Source organism: Azospirillum doebereinerae (assembly GCF_003989665.1).
In the GTDB taxonomy this organism is placed as follows: domain Bacteria; phylum Pseudomonadota; class Alphaproteobacteria; order Azospirillales; family Azospirillaceae; genus Azospirillum; species Azospirillum doebereinerae.
The window spans coordinates 83,080-98,114 of sequence record NZ_RZIJ01000021.1 but is presented as its reverse complement, the minus strand read 5'-3'; the positions used below and the strand labels follow the sequence as shown (position 1 = coordinate 98,114).

Here is a 15,035-nt window from a genome sequence, read left to right as displayed (position 1 = left end):
GTGCCGCGTCTCGCCACGCCGCTGGCCCTGCGGTCGGTCACCCTGCGCAACCCCGTCGTCATTTCGCCCATGTGCCAGTATTCGGCGGTCGACGGGATGGCGGGGGAATGGCACCGCGTCCATCTCGGCCGCTTCGCCATGGGTGGCGCCGGGCTGGTGATCGTCGAGGCTACGGCGGTGACCGAACAGGGCCGCATCACGCCGGGCGACCTCGGCCTGTGGGACGACCGACACGTCGGCCCGTTGCGCGGGATCGCGGCGATGCTGCGGGAATTGGGCGCGGTGCCCGGAATCCAGCTCGGCCACGCCGGGCGCAAGGCGAGCACGCAACGCCCCTGGCAGGGGCACGGGCCGCTCGGCGCGGAGGATGCGGCGCGCGGCGAGCCGCCTTGGCCGGTGGTGTCGGCCAGCCCGCTGCCCGTCGCCGACGGCTGGCCGACACCGCACCAGCTCGACCGCGACGGGCTGGCGGCGATCGTGGAGGCTTGGCGGACCGCCACGCTGCGCGCGCTCGACGCCGGCTTCGAGGTGGTGGAACTGCATTGCGCGCACGGTTATCTGCTGCACCAGTTCCTGTCGCCGCTCAGCAACACGCGAAGCGACGGCTATGGCGGGGATGTCGCCGGGCGCTGCCGCTTCCCGCTGGAGGTGGCGCGGGCGGTGCGCGGGGCTTGGCCGGACGACAAACCGATGTTCGTCCGGATTTCCGCCACCGACTGGATCGAGGGCGGCTGGACCCTGGAGGACAGCGTGGTCTTCGCCCGCGACCTGAAGGCGCTGGGCGTCGACGTGATCGACTGCTCGTCGGGCGGGATGGTCGGCGTCTCGGCGACCGCCGCCGCCGTGCCGCGCCATCCGGGCTTCCAGGTTCCGTTTGCCGAAACGATCCGGCGCGAGGCCGGGATCGCCACCATGGCGGTCGGGTTGATCCTCGACGGCCCGCAGGCCGAAGCGATCCTGCGCGACGGTCGGGCCGACCTCGTCGCCATCGGGCGGGAGGCGCTGGTCGATCCCAACTGGCCGCTGCGCGCGCGTCAGCAGCTGACCGGCGACGGCGATTTCGACGGCTGGCCGGAACAGGCCGGCTGGTGGCTGGGCCGCCGCGCGCGGACGCTCGACCGCAAGACACCTTAGTCGCCGCCGCGACACCACACGCATCCGGCCGCCGGCCGCGCCCGTTTGCGCGCCGGGCCGCACCCCCATGGGAGACACCGGAATGAGCAGCACCGTCGTTCGGGAAGAGACCGACATCGTCGTCGTGGGCGGCGGCGGATCCGGCCTGACCGCCGCCATCTTCGCCCGCCAGGAAGGCGCTCGGGTGATCCTGCTGGAAAAGCACACGGAGCTGCGCGGCAGCACCGGCCTGTCCATCGGCTCGATCACCGCCACCGGCACGTGGCACCAGCGCAAGGCCGGCATCGCCGACGACACCCAGGCGCATTTCGAGGACATGGCGAAATTCGCCGGCGACCTCGCCGCCAAGGACAACGAGGAGCTGCGCCGCATCCTGGTCGAGAACGTCCCGGCCAGCGTCGACTGGCTGATGTCGCTCGGCGTGACCTTCCACGGTCCGATGCCGGAGCCGCCGCACCGGCAACCGCGGATGCACAACGTGCTGCCCAACTCGCGCGCCTACATCTACTTCGTGTCGCGCGAGGCGCGCCGGGTGGGCGTGGACGCGCGGGTCAACGCGACCGTCGAGCGGCTGCTGGTCGAGGACGGCCGGGTCGTCGGCGTCGTCGCCCGCATCGACGGGGTGCCGCACGAGCTGCGCGCGCGCCGCGCGGTGATCCTGGCGACCGGCGACTATTCCTCCAGCCCCGAGTGGAAGCGGCGCTTCAACCCGGCGGTGGCCGGGGTGGACGGGGTGAACACCACCAACGTCGGCGATGGCCACCGCTTCGGCGAGGAGTTGGGGGCCGAGGTGAAGTTCGGCGAGATCGTCTACGGCCCCAACCTGCGCTTCATGCCGCCGGCCAAGCCCAGCGTCCTGCTGCGTCTGCCGCCGCACCGGCTTCTGACGGGAGCCATGCGGATGGCGCTGGAACGGCTGCCGTCCTGGATGCTGCGGCCCTTCATCCTGTCCTTCGTGACGACCTATCTCAGCCCCGAGCCCAGCCTGTTCCGCGAGGGCGCCATCCTGGTCAACAAGCGGGGCGAGCGCTTCGCCGACGAACTCGGCAAACCGAACCACGCGCTGGCCGAACAGCCGGACAAGGTCGGCTACATCGTCTTCGACGACAGCGTCGCCTGCAAGTTCCGCAAGTGGCCGCACTTCATCTCGACGGCGCCCGGCGTCGCCTACGCCTATCTCGGCGACTACAAGCGGACGCGGCCGGACCTCTACCACGCGGGCGGCTCGGTCGAGGAGCTGGCCGCCTCGATGGGCGTCCCGGCCGAGGCCCTGCGCCGGACGGTGGATTCCCACAACGCCGCGCCGGGCGGACGGCCGCCGTTGGCCAAGGGGCGGCTCTACGCTCTGGGGCCGGTGAAGAGTTGGATCATCCTGACCGATGGCGGGCTGACGGTGAACCGCAACCATCAGGTGACACGCGCCGACGACGGTCGGGCGATTCCGGGGCTCTACGCCGTCGGCTCGGTCGGGCAGGGCGGGCTGCTGCTGGAAGGGCACGGCCACCATCTGGCCTGGGCCTTCACGTCGGGGCGTCTGGCCGGGCGCCACGCCGCCACGGCGGAGCCGGCCGGCGCGGTGCCGGTGCGGGAGGTGGTCGCCGGGTAACCGCTTGCGGGCTGGTTCGCCCTTCCCATGTTTCGTTGGAGGACCTTCGCGGATCGTTTGAAAGTCTTTTCACCGGCCCCGGTCTGGTGAGAGTGTGAACGGTGGTGGAGTATTCCACTCGACCGTTTGCCAAGCCATCCGCAGCGTCCACAACGAACCATCGGGTTGACCCATGCGCGAAAGCCTCCGCTTCTACCTGGGAGACGAGTTGCGGGAGATCCGCGACGTCGATCCGACGATGACCGTTCTGGACTGGCTGCGGCTGTCCGAACGGCGCGTCGGCACCAAGGAGGGATGCGCGGAGGGCGATTGCGGGGCCTGCACGGTGGTGGTCGGCCGGCTCGACGGCGATGGGGTGCGTTACGAGGCGGTGAACGCCTGCATCCGCTTCCTGCCCACGCTGGACGGTTGCCGGCTGCTGACCATCGAGCATCTGAAGGCGCCCGACGGCGGCCTGCACCCGGTGCAGCAGGCCATGGTGGACAGCCACGGCTCGCAATGCGGCTTCTGCACGCCGGGCTTCGTCATGTCGCTGTTCGCGCTGTACCTGAACGAGGACCGGCCGGATGCGCAGCGGATCGACGACGTGTTGGCCGGCAACCTGTGCCGCTGCACCGGCTACGCGCCCATCGTCGCGGCCGGGCGCGCCATGTACGATCTGGGCGACCGGGCGGCCGACCGCTTCAACGACCGCGCCGCCACCGCCGCCGCGCTGAAGGCGCTGGCCGACGACGCGATCCTGAGCGTCGGGCGGGACGGCCGCCGCTTCCTTGCCCCCGCCACCGTGCCGCAGTTGGCCGAACTGCTCCTGGCCCATCCCGACGCGACCATCGTCGCCGGCTCGACCGATGTCGGGCTGTGGGTGACGAAGTTCCAGCGCGTGCTGTCCACGGTGATCCACACGGGCCGCATCCGCGACCTGCGCCGCATCGAGGATCGGGGCGACGCGCTGGCGATCGGGGCCGGCGCGACCTACAGCGAGGCCGCCCCCGCCATCGCCGCGCTCTACCCCGATTTCGGGGAGCTGATCCGTCGCATCGGTGCCGAGCAGGTGCGCAACATGGGGACCATCGGCGGCAACGTCGCCAACGGCTCTCCCATCGGCGACACCCCTCCGGCCCTGATCGCCGCCGGGGCCTCGGTCCAGCTTCGGCGGGGCGAGGAGACCCGCGTGCTGCCGCTGGAGGATTTCTTCATCGCCTACGGCAAGCAGGACCGCCGGCCGGGCGAGTTCGTGGAGCGCATCCTCCTGCCCAAACCGGCGCCCGGCGCGCGCTTCCGTGCCTACAAGATCACCAAGCGCTTCGACCAGGACATCTCCGCCGTCTGCGGCGCCTTCCGCCTGACGCTGGACGCGGACGGTACGGTCGCCGACATCCGCATCGCCTTCGGCGGCATGGCCGGGACGCCCAAGCGGGCGGCGGGCGCCGAAGCGGCGCTGCTCGGCCAGCCCTGGACCGAGGAGACCGTGTTGGCCGGCATGGCCGCGCTGAAGGCCGATTTCACGCCGCTGTCGGATTGGCGGGCCAGCGCCGGCTACCGGTCGGAGGTGGCCGCGAATTTGCTGATGAGGCTGCATGTCGAGACCACCGACCCGGACGCCGCCACGCGTCTGGTCGGCGACCGGAGGCTGGCCCATGCCTGACGCGACGATCCCCACGATTCCCGCCCTCACCCCATCCGACCGCATCGACGGCGCCGTCCACGACTCCCGCCGCCACGAGAGCGCGCACAAGCACGTCAGCGGCGAGGCGGTCTATGTCGACGACATCCCCGAGCCGGCCGGGCTGCTGCACGTCTATCTGGGCTTGAGCGCCCGCGCGCGCGCCCGCGTCGTCTCGATGGATCTGGACAAGGTGCGCGCCGCCCCCGGCGTCGTCGCCGTCCTCACCGCCGCCGACGTGCCCGGCGAGAACGACATCGGCGCCGTCGGCCTGCACGACGAGCCGATGTTCGCCACCACGCTGGTCCAGCATGTCGGCCAGCCGCTCTTCGCCGTCGCCGCCGAGACGCGCGCCCAGGCCCGCCGTGCCGCGACGCTGGCCGAGCTGGTCTACGAGGATCTGCCCGCGATCCTGTCCATCGCCGCCGCCCGCGACGGGGAGCGCAAGCTGGTCGTCGCGCCGATGACGCTGCGCATCGGCGACGCCGCCGCCGCGCTGGAGCGCGCGCCGCACCGGGTCTCGGGCCGGCTGGCGGTGGGCGGGCAGGAGCATTTCTACCTGGAAAGCCAGATCGCCATGGCCGTGCCGGGGGAGGACGAGGAGGTGCTCGTCCACGTCTCCACCCAGCACCCCAGCGAGGTCCAGCACATCGTCGCCCATGTCCTCGACGTGCCGGACGGCGCGGTGACGGTGGAGGTGCGGCGCATGGGCGGCGGTTTCGGCGGCAAGGAGACCCAGGCCAACCTGTTCGCCGCCTGCGCTGCGCTGGTCGCCAAGAAGACCGGCCGCGCCGCCAAGCTGCGCCCCGACCGCGACGACGATTTCCAGATCACCGGCAAGCGCCACGATTTCGAGATCGACTACACCGTCGGCTTCGACGGCGACGGGCGGATCGACGGGGTGGACATGCTGTTCGCCGCGCGCGCCGGCTACGCCGCCGACCTGTCCGGCCCGGTGACCGACCGCGCGCTGTTCCACGCCGACAACGGCTACCACTACGCCGACGCCCGGCTGGAATCGCTGCCGCTGAAGACAAACACGGTGTCGAACACCGCCTTCCGCGGCTTCGGCGGCCCCCAGGGCGTGATCGCCGCCGAGCGGATCATCGACGAGATCGCCTTCGCGCTGGGCAAGGATCCGCTGGAGATCCGCAAGCGCAACTTCTACGGAACCACCGACCGCAACGTCACCCCCTACCACCAGACGGTCGAGAACAACATCCTCCCCGAACTGGTGGCCGGGCTTGAGGGGAGCTGCGGCTATTGGGAGCGCCGTGCCGCGATTCGCGCGCACAACGCCGGCAGCCGCATCCTGCGCAAGGGGCTGGCGCTGACGCCGGTGAAGTTCGGCATCTCCTTCACCGCCACCCAGTTCAACCAGGCGGGCGCGCTGGTCCACGTCTACACCGACGGCAGCGTCCAGGTGAACCACGGCGGCACCGAGATGGGGCAGGGGCTCTACACCAAGGTCGCCCAGGTGGTGGCGGAGGAGTTCCAGGTCGACATCGCGCATGTCCGCCCGACCGCGACCAACACCGGCAAGGTGCCCAACACCTCGGCGACGGCGGCGTCGTCGGGCAGCGACCTGAACGGCAAGGCCGCCCAGAACGCCGCCCGCGCCATCAAGGAACGGCTGGTCGCGTTTGCCGCCAACCATTGGAGCGTGGCGCCCGGCGAGGTCGTGTTCCAGCGCAACCGCGTCCGGGTCGGCGAGCGGGAGATGAGCTTCGCCAGCCTGATCCGCGCCGCCTACATGGCGCGGGTGCAACTGTCGGCGACCGGCTTCTACAAGACGCCGAAGATCCATTGGGACCGCGTGGCGGGGCGGGGCACGCCCTTCTATTACTTCGCCTACGGCGCGGCGTGCAGCGAGGTCACGGTGGACACGCTGACCGGCGAATACGTGGTGGATCGGGTCGACATCCTGCACGATTGCGGGCGCTCGCTGAACCCGGTCATCGACAAGGGGCAGATCGAGGGCGGCTTCGTCCAGGGCATGGGCTGGCTGACCACGGAGGAGTTGTGGTGGGACGCGGCGGGCCGCCTGCGCACCCACGCCCCCAGCACCTACAAGATCCCGGCCTGCGGCGACCGCCCGAAGATTTTCAACGTCCATCTGCTGGAGAACGCGCCCAACCGCGAGGACACCATCTTCCGCTCCAAGGCGGTGGGCGAGCCGCCCTTCATGCTGGGGGTCTCGGTGCTGCACGCGCTGTCCGACGCCGTCGCCAGCGTGGCGGGGCACCGCTTCTGCCCCCGGCTCGACGCGCCGGCCACGCCGGAACGGGTGCTGGCCACCATCGGCGCCCTGCGCGAGCGCGCCCGCCAAGCCGCCCCCAACCAAGCCGGCTTCTGATGGACGCGCTGTCCATCCTGCTGGCCGGTTGGCTCGGCCGGGGGGAGCCGGCCGTGCTGGTCACCGTCGACGAGGCGCGCGGTTCGACCCCGCGCGAGGCTGGGGCCGGGATGCTGGTCGGGCGGGATGCCACCGCCGGCACGGTCGGCGGCGGCCGGCTGGAATGGATCGCGGTGGAGACGGCGCGGCGGATGCTGGATGAGGGGCCGTCCGAGACCCTGCTGGACCTGCCGCTGGGGCCGGCGACCGGGCAATGCTGCGGCGGCCATGTCGTGCTGCGTCTGGAGACGGCCAACGACGCCACGGTGGCGGGCCTTGCGGCGCGGGAGCGGGCCGAGGCGGCGGCCCGGCCGGCCCTGCTGCTGTTCGGCGCCGGGCATGTCGGCCGGGCGATGGCGGCGGCCTTCGCGCCGTTGCCGCTGCGCCTGCTGTGGCTCGACGAGCGCGCGCAGGAGTTCCCCGCGACGATCCCGCCGGGGGTCGAGCGGATCGTCACCGGCAGCCCGCTCGACCATGTCGCGGCGGCGCCCGCCGGGGCCGGCTATCTGGTGCTGACCCACAGCCACGCCCTGGACTTCGACATCGCGGAAGCGGTGCTGCGCCGGAGCGACGCCGCCTACGCCGGGATGATCGGGTCGGCCACCAAGCGCGCCCGCTTCGAGCGCTGGTACGGCGCGCGGGGCCGCGACGCCGCTGCCCTGGCCCGACTGACCTGCCCGATCGGTGCGGCCCTGACCGGTGACAAGCGCCCGGAGGTGATCGCCGCCGTGGTGGCGGCGGAGGTGCTGGTGGCCTTCGCCCGCCCCCCTCAGCCGTCCAGTTCCGGGTAAGCGCGGAAGATGCCGTTCTCGTTGAAGGGGATGCGGCGCTCCGACCGGCAATACTCGGCGATCCTCGGCAGGGCGGCGACCCGGTCGTGCAGCGCCACCGCCTTGGGCCAGTCGCCCTCGCTCTTCCTCATGGCCTTGGGGAAGGCGTAGCGCAGCCCTTCCACCAGTTGGAACAAGGAGGTGTCGGCGTAGCTCAGCCGGTCGCCGACGAGGTGGTGGGATCCCGCCGGGTTGCGCGACAGGATGGTCTCGAACCAGCCCATGAATTTCGGGATGCGGTCCTCGCGGAACACGGCGGCGCGCCGTTTCGCCTCCGGCTTCTGCTCCTCGTAGTAGAAGCGGTTGCCGATGGGGTGGTGGGTGTCGTGGATCTCCGCGACGAAGTCGGTGACGGTCAACTGGATCTGGTGCAGCCACAGCGCGGCCGCCGCGTCCTTGGGCGCCAGCCCGATGGCCGGTCCGACATGCTGGAGGATGGCGGCGACCTGCCCGACCAGGATCTTGCCATCCTTCAGGAAGGGTGGCGCGAAGGGCGGGGCGACGACCTCCGGCGATTCGAGCAGGCGCATCATCGCGTCCGTCCCGTCCTTTTCCCGCGCCACGTCGCGGTAGGCGGCGCCGCCAGCCTCCAGCGCGAGGCGGACATACTCGCCGCGCCCCTGGATCTCCGGCCAGTAATAAAGCTCGTACATCGAGAAAACCCCTCTTGGTTCCGGCCGGCGGACCGGCCACCCTTGAGGAAGCCTAACATTGCGAACCGCCGAATGTGACGCCGTCCATGCCGCTCCTCTACCTCGACCATCTCGCCTCCACCCCGCTCGACCCGCTGGTGTTCGAGGCGATGCTGCCGTGGTGGGCGCCGGGCGCGGTCGGCAACCCGCACGCCGCCCACGCCGCCGGCTGGCGCGCCGCCGACGCTATCGAGGAGGCGCGGGCCGAGATCGCCGCCCTGGTCGGCGCGCGGCCGGGCGCGGTGGTCTTCACCTCCGGCGCGACGGAGGCCAACACGCTGGCCCTGCTCGGCGCGATGCCGCCGGGCGGCGCCTGCGTCGTCTCGGCGGTGGAGCACGCCAGCGTGATGGAATGCCTGCCGGAGTTGCGCCGTCGCGGGCACAGGACCGCGACCGTCGCGGTGGACGGCGAGGGGAGCATCGACCTCGCGGCGCTGGACGCGGCGCTGACGGGAACCGCCGGTCCGTCCCCGTCGCTCGTCTCCGTCATGGCCGCGAACAACGAGGTCGGCACCGTCCAGCCGCTGGCTGCCGTCGCCGCCCTCGCGCGGCGGCATCGCGCCCTCGTCCACAGCGACGCGGTGCAGGCGTTGGGCACGCGCGCCATCGTCATGCCCGCGCTGGACCTCGATCTGCTGAGTCTGTCCGGGCACAAGCTGAACGGCCCGATGGGCATCGGCGCGCTGGTGGTGCGCGAGGGGGTGCGGCTCGTCCCGCCGTCGCAAGGCGGGGGCCAGCAGCGCGGCCGGCGTCCGGGAACCCTGCCGACGCCGCTCTGCGTCGGGCTGGGCGCCGCCTGCCGGCTGGCCCGTGGGCGGGCGGAGGAGGACGGGCGCCGGATGGCCGGCTTGCGCGACCGGCTGTGGACCACGCTGTCCGGGGTGCTGCCGGGCATTCGGCGCAACGGCGCGGCGGATGGGCTGGCCGGCTGCCTGAACGTCACGATTCCCGGCATCGACGCCGCCGACCTGCTGCTCGGCCTACCGGAACTGGCGCTCGCCACCGGTTCGGCCTGCCGGGGCGATCGGGCTGGACCATCGCCCGTCCTGCTGGCCATGGGCCGTTCGGCCTCGGACGCGCACGCAAGCCTGCGGTTCGGTCTAGGCCGCACCACCCGCCCGGAGGAGGTGGAAGAGGCCGCCGCTCGGTTGATCGCGGCGGTCAGAACAGCCGGCGTTTACCCATCGTGACCCTGGCCTCGGGCGCGCCACCGGAGGACGCGATGTTGGCGTCGGCCTGGTACAGGGCGGCGACCGGCTCGCCCTCCATCCAGGACCGCCGCAGGTTCAGCGACAAGGCGATGTTTCCCGCGCCATGGACCAGGGCGGTGTTCCAAATGCGGGACGCGGTGCCGTCCGCCGCTGTCTGCTGGCGCAGGTTGCTGTCAATGGCTGAAGTGGCGGAGGAAGCCCTCAGACCGATTCATGCACCAGCGTCTCTCGCTATCTTCACTTGGCGCTCGGCATTTCGAACATCTTGGGAATCGGCACACCGGCCCGGATGTCCCGGATCCAGCCTTCCTCCTTGAGCAGATGGGCCTGCGCGGCCGCCAGCACCGTGGCGGCCTGCTCCAGGGGAACGACGACCACGCCGTCGTCGTTGCCCAGCACGATGTCGCCGGAGCGCACCGGGACGCCGGCCACCGACACCGTTCCGTCGATGATGCCGCCGAAGCCGTGATGCGGCCCGCGCGGCACCACCGAGCGGCAGAACATCGTGAAGCCGGCCTTGCGCATGTCGGCGACGTCGCGGATGGCGCCGTCGACAACGGCGCCGCCCAGCTTGCGGTGGATGGCCTCCTCCGCCATGACGCCGCCCCAGACCGCCGTGTCCTCGACCCCGCCGGCATCGACCATCACGATCTCGCCGGGCCGGGCGTTGCTGATGAGGGCGCAGATCGGGCCGCAATCGCCGACCATGGTCGTCACCGTTCGGGCCTGCCCGCACAGGATCTGGCCGTCCCGGATCGGCTTGATCGCGGCGTTCATCACTTGGGTGCGGTTCATGCAGTCCGAGGCGACGGCCGGCGGGATCGCCCGCCACGCGTCGAGCTCCTCGTCGCTCAGGACCCTGAACTGGGTGTCGTGCTGCTGGAAGGCCATGGCTCGTTCCTGATGCTGGAGGGTTTGGGATCCGGCGGGCTTCTCAGGAAGCCTTCGCGTCCCAGCCTGGGTTGACGTTGTTCCGCAGCCGTCCCTCGAAGAGGAAGTCGAGCAGGATTTCGGCGGAGAAGGTGCGCATGTCGCGATAGCCGGCCTCGGAATAGAAGGCGGCGTGCGGGGTCACGACGAGACGGCCGGCGAGCCAGGGCTCCTCCGCCTGCCAAGCCGCGATCAGCGGCGGCGGCGGCACGGGCGGCTCCTTGGGCAGCACGTCCAGGCCGGCCGCGGCGAGATGCCCGCTCTTGAGCGCGTCGTGGACCGCGCCCACGTCGACGAGGCCGCCGCGGGCGATGTTGAGCAGGATGCCGCCGGGCTTCATCGCCGCCAGCTCCGGCTTGCCGATGAGGTTGCGGGTCTTCTCCGACAACGGCACGTGCACGCTGACGACGTCGGAGCGCGACAGCAACTCCGGCAGGGTCTTCACCCGCTCGATCCCCAGGCCCAGTTCATGGCCCTCCGGGAGATAGGGGTCGACATAGATCACCGTCATGTCGAAGGCGGCGGCGCGGCGCATGATCGCGGTGCCGATGCGCCCCATGCCGATGGCGCCGAAAGTGGCGCCCCGGATCCGGCGCACCACGGGAACGTCCTCCGCCAGGAAACCGGCCGCGAGGTCGGCCTTCAGCCGCGCCTCGTAGGATCCGAGCCCGCGCACGAGGTGCAGCAGCATGGCCAGGGCGTGGTCGGCCACCTCCGACGTGCCGTAGTTCGGCACGTTGGAGACCGGAATGCCGCGCGCCCGGCACGCCGCGCTGTCGACGTTGTCGAAGCCGACGCCGACCCGCACGATCAGGCGGCAGCGGTCGAGCTTCGCGACGACCTCCGGCGTGATCCGCATGCGGTGCCAGACCAGGATCGCGTCGCAGGAGCGCCAAGCCTCGTCCGGAATGGCCGCCGGGTCGGTCTCGTCGAACACAAGATAGTCGAGCCGGTCGCCCGACACGCCGCGCTCGACGTCGAGATCGCGGAGATGGGCGTCGGGGACCAGGATTTTGAGAGGGTGTGTCATGGCGTTCCTTGCTGGAATGGCCTTTTCCGGATGGCCCTCACAGGACCTTGTCGAGGAAGGCTTTCAGCCGTGGGTCGGTCGGATTCTGGAAGATCGTGGCGGGCGGGCCGTGCTCGACGATCACGCCCCGGTCGGTGAAGAAGACCTCGTCCGCGACCTCCTGGGCGAAGCGCATCTCGTGCGTGACCAGCACGCAGGTCATGCCCTCGCGCGCCAGATCGCGGATGACGTTCAGGACCTCGCTGACCATCTCGGGGTCGAGCGCGGCGGTGACCTCGTCGAACAGGATCACCTTGGGCTGCATGGCCAGCGCGCGGGCGATGGCGACTCGCTGCTGCTGGCCGCCGGAGAGTTCGCCGGGGTAGGCGTGCTGCTTTCCCGTCAGCCGCACCTTGGCGAGCAGGGCCAGCGCCCGTTCGCGCACGGCGGCCGGGTTCTCGCCCAGCACCTGGACCGGCGCCATGGTCAGGTTCTGCAACACCGTGCGGTGCGGGAAAAGGTTGTATTGCTGGAAGACCATGGCGACCTGGTGCCGCAGCGGGACCAGCTGCTTGTCGCTCTTCAGCGTCTCGACCGCGAAGGAGCCGACGCGGATCGTCCCCTTGTCGATCGTCATCAGGCCGTTGATGCAGCGCAGGATCGTCGATTTGCCCGAGCCGGACGGCCCGATGATGCACACCACACCCCCATCGCGGACGGACAGCGACACGCCCTTGAGGACCGCGGTGGAGCCGAAGGATTTGTGGACGTCCCGCATCTCGATGAGCGGGGCGGATTGCTGATGATCTGTCATTGGCGAACTCGCACCCGTTGCTCCAGCCAACGCGTCAGGATGGCGATCGGAAAGCAGAAGATGAAGAAGAGGAACAGCACGTAGAGGTAGATCGCCGTGGCGTAATGCGCGCCGTCGCTGGCGATGACGGTGCGGGCGACCGAGAGCACGTCGTCGGCCCCCGTCACCACGACCAGGCTGGTGCCGATGAACAGCATGGCGTAGGTCGTCATCAGATTCGGTGTCATGAACTGGATCGCCTGCGGCACCACGACGCGGCGCAGGATCTGGAGCCGGCGGTACCCCAGCGAGCGGGCCGATTCCCATTGGCCGGTCGGGACGGCCTCGACGCCGCCGCGAAACACCTCGGCGACGTTGGCCGTCACCGGCAGCGCCAGCCCGATGATCGCCTTGATCATCGGCGAGAACGAAAAGACGGAGCCGAAGGCCTCGATCTCGAACGGCAGCAGGTAGAGCATCGCGTAGAGCACGACGAGCCAGGGCGAGTTGCGCAGCACGTTCATGACCAGGACGGACGGCGTCCGGATCAGGAAGGACTGCGAGATCATCCCGACGCCGAGCGCCGTGCCGGCGACGGCGGCGATGGCCATCGCCCAGATGCTGATGACGATGTTGGCGGCGAAGCCGCCCTCGAAGCGGCTGAAGTCCGGGGAACCGCTCAGCAGCAGCGGCGTCCGCGCGGCCAGCGCCTGGAGGACGCGCCCGGTCTCCGCGCCGTAGACGGTGACGAGCAGCGCCGCGAGGACCAGCGTGACGCCGACGGTGCCAAGGGCGAACAGCTTGAGCTCCGCGTTCATGGCCGTCACGATCCGTAGCCGGGGATGCGGAAGGCGGCGGCGATCCGCCGCACCACCAGCACCGCAAGACTGGCGATCGCGAGGTAGATGACCCAGATCAGCAGCATGACCTCCAGATTGCGGAACGTCTCCAGCATGATCTGCGTCGCGCCGTACATGATGTCCGCCACGGCCACCAGCACGGCCTGGGACGAGGTCTTGATCAGGCTGACGATGTTGCTTGTCATGGGCGGGATGCTCATCCTGAGGCCGATGGGCAGTTCGACGTAACGGAAGGTCTGCAGGCGGGAATAGCCGAGCGAGCGGGCGCCCTCGACGGTCTGGGCCGGCACGGCCAGCAGGCCGGAGCGGATGATCTCGACCGCGATGGCCCCGTTGTAGAGGCCAAGCGAGAGCACCACGCAGGTGAAGCCGGTGAACAGCGGGATCCGGCCGCCCGTCACCGGATCGGTGAGCGTCAGGCCGATCTCGGACAGCATGAAGTACAGGAAGAACAGCTGGACGAGCGGCGGCGTGTTGCGGAACAGCTCGACGAAGATCGTGACCGGCGATTGCAGGAACCGCACCTTGAGATGAAGGAGGGCGGCGCCGGCGATGCCGATGACGAACATCAGCACCATGCCGAGCAGGCTGAGCAGCATCGTCGTGCCGATCCCGCGCAGCAGCCATTTCTGATAGAGCGGGTCGAGCAGCCAGCTGAAATCGAGCGTCATGCCGGCGCTCCCGCCATGGAGTGTCGAACGGATGTCCGCATGCGTTCAGCCCCGGCCGTCGCGGATGAGGGGGATGGCCTCGAACTCGTCGAGCCGGTTGATGCCCAGCAGCGCCATGGTCCGGGTGATCTCGTCCTTCATCAGGGCGATGGCGTGCTCCACACCCACCCGGTCGCCGGCCGCCGCCGCCAGCAGGAACGGCCGCCCGACGAAGACCAACTGCGCGCCGAGCTTGACCGCCTTCAGGACGTCGCTGCCCCGCCGGACGCCGCCGTCGAACATCACGGTCAGGCGGTCGACCTGATCGGCGATGCGCTCCAGCAGGTCGAGCGAGCCTTGGGCGCAGTCGATCTGTCGGCCGCCGTGGTTGGAGACGATGACGCCGTCCACGCCGATCTTCTCGGCCATCCGCGCGTCCGGGGCCGACATCACCCCCTTGAGGACGAGCCTGCCCTTCCAGCGCTGCCGAAGCCGTTCAATGTGTCTCCAGGACAGGCTCGACCGCAGGCCGATGTCGCGGACGAGCGTCCGGGAGAACACCGGCGGCCCCCGCTCCGCGTCCATGTTCTCGAAATGCGGCGCGTTGCGCGTCAGCAGGCTGCGCAGCAGCACGCGCCACAGCCAGACCGGCCGCGTCACCCCCTGCCACGCCAGATCGGCGCTCGGCCGCACCGGCGAGCGGAAGCCGTGACGCGCGGCGAGTTCGTGCTGGCCATGCACCGCCGTGTCGACGGTCACCACCAGCGTGTCGAACCCCGCCCGCTCCACCCGCTCGACCAGCGGAAGGATGCGCGTCTCGTCGCCCGGAATGTAGGCCTGGAACCAGCTCGTCGCCCCCGCTTGCCGCACCTCCTCCAGCCGGGTCAGGGAGGCCCCGCTCAGGATGAACGGAAGCCGCGCCCGCGCCGCCTCCTGCGCGAAGAGCACGTCGCAATCCGGCGCCACCAGCCGGCTGAACCCCATGGGGGCGATGCCGAAGGGGCTGGCGTAATCGACCCCGAAGATGCGGGTCGCGGCGTCCGTCTTGGAGACGTCGACCAGGACGTTGGGGATGAAGGACCGCTCGGCGAAGCTCTTCAGGTTCCGGCGGTGCGTCGCGCCGTCCTCGGCGTGGCCGGCGACGTATTTGAAGATCGCCCGTGGCAGTTTCCGTTCGGCGAGCGGCTCGAAGTCGTTCAGGCACAGGGCCTGCTCCACCAGCCGGGGCGGTCGCCGTGACGTGACCTCGATCTTGTGCATGG

The 15,035-nt window shown here is 70.6% G+C and carries 14 protein-coding genes; 6 read left to right on the top strand and 8 right to left on the bottom strand.

All coding sequences use genetic code 11. From position 1 onward, the window contains the following. The 5 genes from EJ913_RS22990 to xdhC all read left to right on the top strand — a co-directional run bounded on the left by EJ913_RS22990 (nt 1) and on the right by xdhC (nt 7,589). Nucleotides 1-1,134: an NADH:flavin oxidoreductase/NADH oxidase gene (locus EJ913_RS22990; protein WP_244939464.1), complete on the top strand. Its 1,134-nt coding sequence runs from the start codon at nt 1-3 to the stop codon at nt 1,132-1,134. A gap of 82 nt (nt 1,135-1,216) precedes the next feature. Beyond that, on the top strand, nt 1,217-2,740 hold the full coding sequence (locus tag EJ913_RS22985) for an FAD-dependent oxidoreductase (RefSeq protein ID WP_127002273.1): 1,524 nt from the start codon (nt 1,217-1,219) through the stop codon (nt 2,738-2,740). A 172-nt stretch (nt 2,741-2,912) separates the two neighbouring features. After that, nucleotides 2,913-4,385, top strand: coding sequence for a xanthine dehydrogenase small subunit (xdhA, locus tag EJ913_RS22980; RefSeq protein WP_127002271.1), 1,473 nt, complete (start codon nt 2,913-2,915; stop codon nt 4,383-4,385). After that, on the top strand, nt 4,378-6,759 hold the full coding sequence (gene xdhB, locus EJ913_RS22975; protein WP_127002269.1) for a xanthine dehydrogenase molybdopterin binding subunit: 2,382 nt from the start codon (nt 4,378-4,380) through the stop codon (nt 6,757-6,759). The genes xdhA and xdhB overlap by 8 nt, the downstream gene beginning before the upstream one ends. Next, a complete protein-coding gene (gene xdhC, locus EJ913_RS22970; RefSeq protein ID WP_127002267.1) occupies nt 6,759-7,589 on the top strand; it encodes a xanthine dehydrogenase accessory protein XdhC in 831 nt (276 codons plus the stop codon). The genes xdhB and xdhC overlap by 1 nt, the downstream gene beginning before the upstream one ends. Here the strand turns inward: xdhC and EJ913_RS22965 are convergent. Continuing rightward, on the bottom strand, nt 7,568-8,281 hold the full coding sequence (locus EJ913_RS22965) for a glutathione S-transferase (protein ID WP_127002265.1): 714 nt from the start codon (nt 8,279-8,281) through the stop codon (nt 7,568-7,570). The two genes, xdhC and EJ913_RS22965, sit on opposite strands and share 22 nt — an antisense overlap. A gap of 86 nt (nt 8,282-8,367) precedes the next feature. Here EJ913_RS22965 and EJ913_RS22960 point away from each other — a divergent pair, with 86 nt between their 5' ends. Further along, nucleotides 8,368-9,510, top strand: coding sequence for a cysteine desulfurase family protein (locus tag EJ913_RS22960; protein WP_127002263.1), 1,143 nt, complete (start codon nt 8,368-8,370; stop codon nt 9,508-9,510). Here EJ913_RS22960 and EJ913_RS33095 read toward each other — a convergent pair. The 7 genes from EJ913_RS33095 to EJ913_RS22930 form a co-directional block, all read right to left on the bottom strand. Next, nucleotides 9,482-9,616 carry a hypothetical protein gene (locus tag EJ913_RS33095; RefSeq protein WP_280531391.1) on the bottom strand — a complete coding sequence of 45 codons (135 nt, stop codon included), beginning with the start codon at nt 9,614-9,616 and terminating at the stop codon, nt 9,482-9,484. The genes EJ913_RS22960 and EJ913_RS33095 overlap by 29 nt on opposite strands. 152 nt (nt 9,617-9,768) lie before the next feature. Then, on the bottom strand, nt 9,769-10,422 hold the full coding sequence (locus tag EJ913_RS22955) for an RraA family protein (protein WP_127002261.1): 654 nt from the start codon (nt 10,420-10,422) through the stop codon (nt 9,769-9,771). Nucleotides 10,423-10,465: 43 nt separating this feature from the next. Beyond that, the gene (locus EJ913_RS22950) at nt 10,466-11,491 is read right to left on the bottom strand and encodes a C-terminal binding protein (RefSeq protein ID WP_127002259.1); all 1,026 of its coding nucleotides are present in this window, start codon (nt 11,489-11,491) and stop codon (nt 10,466-10,468) included. Between the two features lie 37 nt (nt 11,492-11,528). Beyond that, the gene (locus tag EJ913_RS22945) at nt 11,529-12,284 is read right to left on the bottom strand and encodes an amino acid ABC transporter ATP-binding protein (RefSeq protein ID WP_127002257.1); all 756 of its coding nucleotides are present in this window, start codon (nt 12,282-12,284) and stop codon (nt 11,529-11,531) included. Next, nucleotides 12,281-13,081: an amino acid ABC transporter permease gene (locus EJ913_RS22940; RefSeq protein WP_127002255.1), complete on the bottom strand. Its 801-nt coding sequence runs from the start codon at nt 13,079-13,081 to the stop codon at nt 12,281-12,283. Before EJ913_RS22940 ends, EJ913_RS22945 begins: the two co-directional genes overlap by 4 nt. Nucleotides 13,082-13,086: 5 nt before the next feature. Further along, on the bottom strand, nt 13,087-13,794 hold the full coding sequence (locus EJ913_RS22935) for an amino acid ABC transporter permease (protein WP_127002253.1): 708 nt from the start codon (nt 13,792-13,794) through the stop codon (nt 13,087-13,089). A 45-nt stretch (nt 13,795-13,839) separates the two neighbouring features. Further along, complete coding sequence (locus EJ913_RS22930; RefSeq protein ID WP_127002251.1) at nt 13,840-15,033, bottom strand: alpha-hydroxy acid oxidase; 1,194 nt, start codon at nt 15,031-15,033, stop codon at nt 13,840-13,842. Between the last annotated feature and the right edge of the window lie 2 nt (nt 15,034-15,035).

Coding starts and splice junctions, on each gene's coding strand:
- EJ913_RS22985 (WP_127002273.1), top strand. CDS start 1,217: ATGAGCAGCACCGTCGTTCGGGAAGAGACCGACATCGTCGTCGTGGGC.
- xdhA (WP_127002271.1), top strand. CDS start 2,913: ATGCGCGAAAGCCTCCGCTTCTACCTGGGAGACGAGTTGCGGGAGATC.
- xdhB (WP_127002269.1), top strand. CDS start 4,378: ATGCCTGACGCGACGATCCCCACGATTCCCGCCCTCACCCCATCCGAC.
- xdhC (WP_127002267.1), top strand. CDS start 6,759: ATGGACGCGCTGTCCATCCTGCTGGCCGGTTGGCTCGGCCGGGGGGAG.
- EJ913_RS22965 (WP_127002265.1), bottom strand. CDS start 8,281: ATGTACGAGCTTTATTACTGGCCGGAGATCCAGGGGCGCGGCGAGTAT.
- EJ913_RS22960 (WP_127002263.1), top strand. CDS start 8,368: ATGCCGCTCCTCTACCTCGACCATCTCGCCTCCACCCCGCTCGACCCG.
- EJ913_RS22955 (WP_127002261.1), bottom strand. CDS start 10,422: ATGGCCTTCCAGCAGCACGACACCCAGTTCAGGGTCCTGAGCGACGAG.
- EJ913_RS22950 (WP_127002259.1), bottom strand. CDS start 11,491: ATGACACACCCTCTCAAAATCCTGGTCCCCGACGCCCATCTCCGCGAT.
- EJ913_RS22945 (WP_127002257.1), bottom strand. CDS start 12,284: ATGACAGATCATCAGCAATCCGCCCCGCTCATCGAGATGCGGGACGTC.
- EJ913_RS22940 (WP_127002255.1), bottom strand. CDS start 13,081: ATGAACGCGGAGCTCAAGCTGTTCGCCCTTGGCACCGTCGGCGTCACG.
- EJ913_RS22935 (WP_127002253.1), bottom strand. CDS start 13,794: ATGACGCTCGATTTCAGCTGGCTGCTCGACCCGCTCTATCAGAAATGG.
- EJ913_RS22930 (WP_127002251.1), bottom strand. CDS start 15,033: ATGCACAAGATCGAGGTCACGTCACGGCGACCGCCCCGGCTGGTGGAG.